This is a genomic window from Lentzea sp. NPDC005914 (assembly GCF_040629405.1).
In the GTDB taxonomy this organism is placed as follows: domain Bacteria; phylum Actinomycetota; class Actinomycetes; order Mycobacteriales; family Pseudonocardiaceae; genus Lentzea.
In genome coordinates this window covers 1-6962 of the sequence record NZ_JBEXVQ010000083.1, presented here as the reverse complement: position 1 = coordinate 6962, position 6962 = coordinate 1, and the positions used below count along the sequence as shown (strand labels likewise).

Here is a 6962-nt window from a genome sequence, read left to right as displayed (position 1 = left end):
CCGCCGCGATCTGGCACAACGACAAGACCGGCAAGCCAGTCAAACGATCACTGATCGCCTACGACCACTGACCTTGGAATCAACCATCTAGATGCGCCGCCACTCACCCGGTTGTCCGCCCTCTACCTGCTGGACGGCCGGCAGTCGTCACCCGGTAAGCGCCTCACGACCGGGATGCACGCCCGCCGCAGCCTCACCCGGCCCACGCCTCACGAGCAGGCCGCACGACGCCGCTCGCCCGCAACCCTCACCCAGGCCGCACCTCACGTCCGGGCCGAGCCGCAGCCCTCACCTGGGCCGCACGTCCACGCCCGGCCGCGAGCACGCCGAACGCCACGTGGTCCAGCCACTGCGGCCCCCTCGGCAACGCGCGGATCTGCGCGTTGCGGCGCCCGATGACCTCCAGGTCGAGCGCCGCGATCAGCGCCCCGGCCACAGCCCCGCCGACCACACCCCGCACCCGGAGCCGCCCCAGCACGAACACCCACCAGGCCGACACGGCCAGATGCACCGCCACGCCCGCCCCAGCACCACCGCCCACCAACGACCCGGCAGCCTTGGTGGCCCGCAACGGGTCGTCGCCGACCGCCAGCGCATGCACGGTCGACGGCACACCGCTCAAGACGGCGGCGAGCACGAACCGGCGGAGGGGCAGGACCACTCGGCGATCGTCCCCGCTGTCGGTGCACCCGGCAACCGGCTCAGCCGAGACGCTCAGCCCTCAGGTGCTCGCGGACCGCCGCACAGCTGACTCGCCCCAGTCCAGCGACGCCACGCGCCCACCATCCAGCAGGCACCTCGCCCGGCGACACCACAAGCCCACCAGGCTCAGCGGCGACGTCGCGACCTCAGGTAGTCGCTGACCACCGCCGCACCCAGCCCGTCCTCATCCGGCGACACCACGCGCCCGCCGCCCCTCCGAGCCACGATGTCGACGAACGCCGCCAACCGCGGATCGTCACCGAGCTTGAACACCGAGATCGTCGCCCCGAGCCGGGCCAGCGCGTCGACCTCGTTCAGCGTCTTGGTCAGCGTCTGCGGCAGCGGCGGGTAGTTGAAGTCCGCGTCGCCGTCGGGCTCCAGGTGTGCGGTGGGCTCGCCGTCGGTCACCACCAGCACCACGGGTTGTGCGTCGGGGTGGCGGCGTACGTGCCGGCCCGCCAGCAACAGCGCGTGGTGCAGGTTCGTGCCCTGCTCCCACACGCCCTCGAGGGCCGTCAACTGGCCGATGTCCACGGCTTCGGCGTAGCGGCCGAACGTCACGAGTTGCAGGGCGTCGGTGCGGAAACGGGTGCGCACGAGGTGATGCAGGGCCAGGGCCGTGCGTTTCATCGGCACCCAACGGCCGTCCTGCACCATCGACCAGGACGTGTCCACGCACAGAGCGACGGCCGCGCGCGTGCGGTGTTCGGTTTCGGACACCTCCAGATCAACGACGTCCATGGACATCGTGCCGGAGCGCAGGACGGAGTTGCGCAGGGTTCGGGGCACGTCCCAGGGCTCGGTGTCGCCGAACTGCCACGGCCGGGTCGAGCCGATCAGCTCGCCGGCGGCACCAGCCGACACCGTTTCGCGCGAGCCCTGCGAGGAGCGCAGCTGGTCCACTACGCCGCGCAGGGCGGTCTCGCCCAGGCGCCGCAACGCTTTCGGCGTCAGCCGGAGCGACCCGTCCGGCGCGCGTTCCACGATGTTCTGCTGTCGAAGGGCCTTTTCCAGCTCTGCCAGGCGGCGGGCGTCGACCGAGGCGGACTCGCCCAGCTGGCGTTCCAGGGCCTCCAGGTCGATGTCCTCCAGGCGGGCGCCCGGATAGGACTGGCCGAGTTGCTCGGCCAGGGCGTCCAGCTCGGCCAGGTCGGCCATCGCCTGCGCGCCCTCGCCCAGGCCCAGCGGGTCCTGGCCGCGGAAGCGCGCGGAGGAGGTCCAGTCCTCGCCGGGACGCAGCCGCTGCAGCAGTGAGTCCAGAGTGGACAGTTGTGAGCCGATCCCGCCGAAAGCCTGCTGGGACAACGCCGAGAGCTCCGCGCGTTGGGCGTCGGTCATCGAGTTCATCATGCGTTGCGCGGCCGCGGACCGGGCGGCCAGGGCGTCGATGAGCTCGTCGACGTTGCGGGGGTTCTCCGGGAAGAACTCGCCGTGCTTGCGCATGAAGTCGTCGAACAGGCGCGGTGTGTCCGGTGAACCGGCCGCGTGCGCCTCCAGCAGCGTGTTCAGGTCGCTCAGCATTCGCTGGATCCGGCGCACGTCGTCGGAGTCCACATTGGACAGTGCTTCCTTCATGCCCTGGAAGCGCTGGTCGAGCAACTCACGGCCCAGCAGCGAGCGGATCTGCTCGAACGCCTCACGAGCCTCGGAGGACCGCCAGTCGTAGGACGACAGCTCCTGAACGGCCGCGGCCGTCCCCTGAGGCAGGGCGTCGAGCTGGGCCTCGCGGAACCGCGCGTCGTCGGACGGGTCCGGGAACAACGCCCGGCGCTCCGCCTCCAAAGCCGACTCCAGCAGCCGCCTGACCTCGGACAACGTGCCGTCCAACCGGTGCCGGCGCTGGATCGAGGCACGGCGCTGCCACAGCCGCGACGTCAGGTCGTCCAGCCCGCGCGTCCCGTCGACGCCACGGCGCAGCAGCTCCCGCAGGGCCGAGGAAGGCGACGCGCCCTCCATGATCTCGCGGCCGAGCTCGTCCACGGCCGCGCGCAGGTCTACCGGCGGCGCCAACGGGTCGGCGCCCCCACCCCAGCGTCCGTACCGGTACCTCATCCGTACACCGCCCGGTCGTCGTCGGAGGACGTGTCCTTCGACAGGTGGCGCGTGAGGTACAGCGACTCCAGCGCCAGTTCGACGGCCGACGCGATGCGGCCGACGGGGTCCTTCGGGCCGGCACCCATGCGCGCGGCCACCTCGTGCAGGATCGGCAGCTCCGGCAGGGCGGCGAGCAGGTCACCGGCGTGCACGCGGTCACCGGTCGCGACGGGATGGCCGTCCGAGACGACCTCCGCCAGCGCGCGCAGGTTCAGCCCGGCGAGGCGGGCACGGGCCGTGTCGGCGATCGAACGGCGCAGCAGGTGCACGAGAACCTCGTCCTCGCGGCCCTCCTCCCCCGCCTCGAACTCGAGCTTGCCGCGCAGCACGTCCGGCACCGACTCCAGGTCGATCGGACGGGCGATGGGCGGGGTCTCACCGATCAGCGCGGAACGGCGAAGTGCCGATGCCGCAACGGTTTCAGCGGCGGCGACGGCGAACCGCGCGGACACGCCGGAACGCTGGTCGATCGACGACGACTCGCGCAGGTGGCGGACGAAGCGGGCGATGATCTCCAGCAGGTGGTCACCGACCTCGGCGACCAGTTCGGCCTCCTGGCGGACGAGATCGACCTCGGCGTCGACTTCCAACGGGTAGTGCGTGCGCACCTCGGCGCCGAAGCGGTCCTTCAGCGGCGTGATGATGCGGCCGCGGTTCGTGTAGTCCTCGGGGTTCGCGGTGGCGACGAGCAGCACGTCCAGCGGCAGCCGCAGCGTGTAGCCGCGGACCTGGATGTCGCGCTCCTCCATCACGTTGAGCAACGCGACCTGGATGCGTTCGGCCAGGTCGGGCAGCTCGTTGATGGCGATGATGCCGCGGTGGGCGCGCGGGAGAAGGCCGTAGTGGATCGTCTCCGGGTCGCCCAGCGAACGGCCCTCGGCGACCTTCACCGGGTCGACGTCGCCGACCAGGTCACCGACGGACGTGTCGGGCGTCGCGAGCTTCTCGGCATAGCGCTCGTCGCGGTGCCGCCACACCACGGGCAGGTCGTCGCCGAGCTCCGAGGCACGTCGGCGAGACTCGGGCGTGATCGGGCCGAGCGGGTGTTCGCCCAGCTCGGAGCCCTCGATGACAGGCGTCCACTCGTCGAGCAGGGACACCAGGGTGCGCAACAGCCGGGTCTTGCCCTGACCGCGCTCGCCGAGCAGGACGACGTCGTGGCCGGCCAGCAGCGCGCGTTCCAGCTGCGGGAGCACCGTGCGGTCGAAACCGACGATGCCGGGCCACGGGTTGCGCCCCTCGCGAAGAGCCGCGAGGAGGTTCTCCCTGATCTCGGTCTTGACGCCGCGCGGCAGGTGCCCGGCGGCGCGCAGTTCGCCCGCCGTGCGGGCCAGGTTCTGGGTCACGCAGACGACGCTACGCACCCGAACCTGACCCGTCGACGTGGAGCGACTCCAGCCGCTAGACCTGAGCCGCGGTCACCGCGTTCAACAGAATCCGCGACATCCGGACGTCATGCGCGAGAGCACCGTTGAAACACAACGAACCCGCGGCGAACACCCAGCCTCCGTTCGGCTTGGGCAGCACGCACATCTCCGCGCCGTACAAGTCCGGTTCGTCCGGCTTCCGTTCGCCGTGAGCGAATCGGACGACGCCCGGCGCCGCGGGTCCCGCACCGGCGCGGCTGTCGACCTCCCAGCCGCTGGCCGCGAAGTTGTACCCGTTCTCGCCAAACTTGTCGCCGACCTTCAGCCCCGTGCCCTCCAGGAACGGATGGTCGGCGGACACCTCGTACGGGCGGAACTCCATGTAGGAGCTGCCGTCGTACGCCACGCCGAGCACCTGCGACTCGGGACGGTCTTGCTCGCGCCACAGGTACCGCGTGCCGTCGTCGCGACGGTGCAGCACGAACCCACCCGACGCGTTGTAGTCGACACGCTCGTACATGCCGTTGCCGCCCGTGTAGACCACACGACCGCCGTTCGCGAGGTACGTCTCCAGCGCGGCTCGCATCTCCGGTGTCCAGTATTCGGGGTGCGTGGCGAGCACGAGCACCTTGTACTGCGCGAGCCACGACGGGTTGTGCAGGTCGAGGTCCTGGTAGGAGTCGTAGGAAACGTTGTTGTCCCGGAACCACTTCATCAGCAGCAGGTCGCCGTAGAACCGGACGTCGACGAACCCCGGCGCCTCGATGTAGGCGTTCGCGAACGGCCGGCGCGTGGTGATCTGGCGACGCGCGCGCCGTTCGTCCCAGCTGTACTGGAAGTGCCCGCCCCAGTGGTTGTAGGCGTTGTGCGTGAGGTACGGCAGCAACAGCGCGACCTTGTGCTTGGGCTGCTGCGGTTTCACCACGAACGGGATGTACTGGCGCATTCCGTGCGGGCCTTCGAGCTTCACGACGTGGAAACCGGACTCCCAGTCGGCACCCACGGGCACGGTGAAGTCCGTCTGCCAGTCGACGCCGTTCGCGCGGTATCCCTGCCGCAGCAGCTGACGGCGACCGGTGAACGTGCGCGGCGCCCACACCTCGTGCGCGCCACCCTGCTCAACCGGCCCGGTCAACCGCAGCACGCTCGCCCGGTAGCTGTCGAACGTCGTCGAGACCTTGACCGCGAGCTGCTCGCCCGCCGCGACCGACCAGTTCGCGCAGCCCTGCAGGTTCGCGGCTCTGGTGACGGTGAACCCGGTGCCGACGAGCTTGCCGGTGCCCTCGGCCCACACGGCGCCGTTGCGGTCGATCGTGGTGTGGTTGTTGAGCTTGTACCAGGCCAGCTGGTGATCCGGCTGCGTGTGGTCGTCGCGGTTGACCCACACGACGTAGACGACGCCGTTCTCCGCGAACCGCTCGGTGCACCCGCCCCAGTCGAAGCCGCTGCCGATCCGGATCGCCTTGCCGTTGTTCGCCCACGCGCCGGGGCCGTTGGAGCCGTCGCCCGCGAGGTAGCGGAACCAGTCCAGCGCCGCGCCGTGCCGCATGCCGTAGATGACGCCCTGCTGGTCGGCGAAGTAGCCGTCGTAGTCGCGCTGCTCGCTCGCGATCTTCTGCCCGACGCCGTTGTTCGCCCACGCGCCCGGCCCGCTGGAGCCGTCACCGGCGACGTAGCGGAACCAGTACAGGTCGCCGCGGGCGTCCACGGCGTAGATGACGCCGTCCCAGCCGCCGAACACGTACGAGTACTGACCGAACTCGGTGTGGATGATCGCGTTCGTGTCGGGTGCCCAGGAGCCCGCGCCCGTCGCGGCGTTCGTGAGCACCCACTTGTGCCACCAGATGGTGCCGTCGCCGCAGAAACCGAAGAGCTGACCGTCCTGCGAGGCGAGCACGGTCGTGTGAATCTGCCACCCGGAACCGATCTCCCGGCCGTTGCCGTCCGCCCAGTTGTAGCTGCCGTCGTTGCGCCCGGTGTGCTTGAACCACTTCAAGCGACCGTCGGCGTAGATGATGCCGTTGCCGCCGGGCACGAGCTGCAGCAGACGCTGTTCCGGATCTTCCTGTGCGGCCTGCGCGGTCCCCTGGCCGGCGGTGGCCAGTGCCGCCCCGGCGAGCGCCGCGGCCGTGCCCTTGAGGACCGTTCTGCGCGCGATCGTCCTGTTTTCGTCATCCCCCAGATGCATGGCGTCATCGTGCAGCAGAATGCGGGGCGTTATGAGCAACTGTGTTGATTTCAAATGGGCGCCGTCACCGGCGGACTGGCGTGCCAGCCTGCGGGCGATGGTGCCGATGTTCAAGTGGGCGCCCTGGTTCGCCCTCGTGCTCGGCGTGTTCTCGCTGGTGCTGCTGGTCGGTTTCGACGACGAGATGTTCCCGGTCGCGGTGTTCGGTCTCGTGTTCGCACTGGTCATCGGGTTCATGGAGCCGGTCGCGGTGTGGTGGCGCTTCTCGTCCGACGAGATGATCAGCCGGACCGTGGTGGGCAGCGCCGACGACCAGTCGTTCCGGATGGCCGTGGGCACCGCGGTGCGCGAGGAGATCGTCTGGGAGGAACTGCCGGGCTGGACCGAGACGCGCCAGGGTTTCGTGCTGGAGACGCTGGACGCGGCCTCGCTGTCGGTGCCGCACAGGGCCTTCGCGTCCGATGAGGACCGCAGCTCGTTCCGCACGCTGCTCGAACAACGCATCGGTCCGGCCAACTAGACGAGTAAGTCCTAACTGATCAGTGGTCGTAGGCGATCAGGGATCGGGTGATGGGTTGGCCGGTGGCGCGGTTGTGCCAGATGGCGGCGGT

5 protein-coding genes are annotated in these 6962 nt (G+C 70.0%); 1 reads left to right on the top strand and 4 read right to left on the bottom strand.

Annotated features, from left to right (window positions below; genetic code table 11):
• Positions 1–247 precede the first annotated feature (247 nt).
• From ABZ345_RS47195 to ABZ345_RS47180, 4 genes are all read right to left on the bottom strand, one after another.
• Positions 248–661, bottom strand: coding sequence for a hypothetical protein (locus ABZ345_RS47195; protein WP_359862286.1), 414 nt, complete (start codon positions 659–661; stop codon positions 248–250).
• Positions 662–828: 167 nt separating this feature from the next.
• Entirely contained in the window at positions 829–2754 is a 1926-nt protein-coding gene (locus ABZ345_RS47190; RefSeq protein ID WP_359862285.1) for a VWA domain-containing protein, read from the bottom strand.
• Positions 2751–4142, bottom strand: coding sequence for a sigma 54-interacting transcriptional regulator (locus ABZ345_RS47185; RefSeq protein ID WP_359862283.1), 1392 nt, complete (start codon positions 4140–4142; stop codon positions 2751–2753). Before ABZ345_RS47185 ends, ABZ345_RS47190 begins: the two co-directional genes overlap by 4 nt.
• 55 nt (positions 4143–4197) lie before the next feature.
• The gene (locus tag ABZ345_RS47180; protein ID WP_359862281.1) at positions 4198–6351 is read right to left on the bottom strand and encodes a N,N-dimethylformamidase beta subunit family domain-containing protein; all 2154 of its coding nucleotides are present in this window, start codon (positions 6349–6351) and stop codon (positions 4198–4200) included.
• A gap of 97 nt (positions 6352–6448) precedes the next feature.
• Between ABZ345_RS47180 and ABZ345_RS47175 the strand changes: the two genes are divergently transcribed.
• Positions 6449–6871: a YcxB family protein gene (locus ABZ345_RS47175; RefSeq protein ID WP_359862279.1), complete on the top strand. Its 423-nt coding sequence runs from the start codon at positions 6449–6451 to the stop codon at positions 6869–6871.
• The last annotated feature ends 91 nt before the right edge of the window (positions 6872–6962 follow it).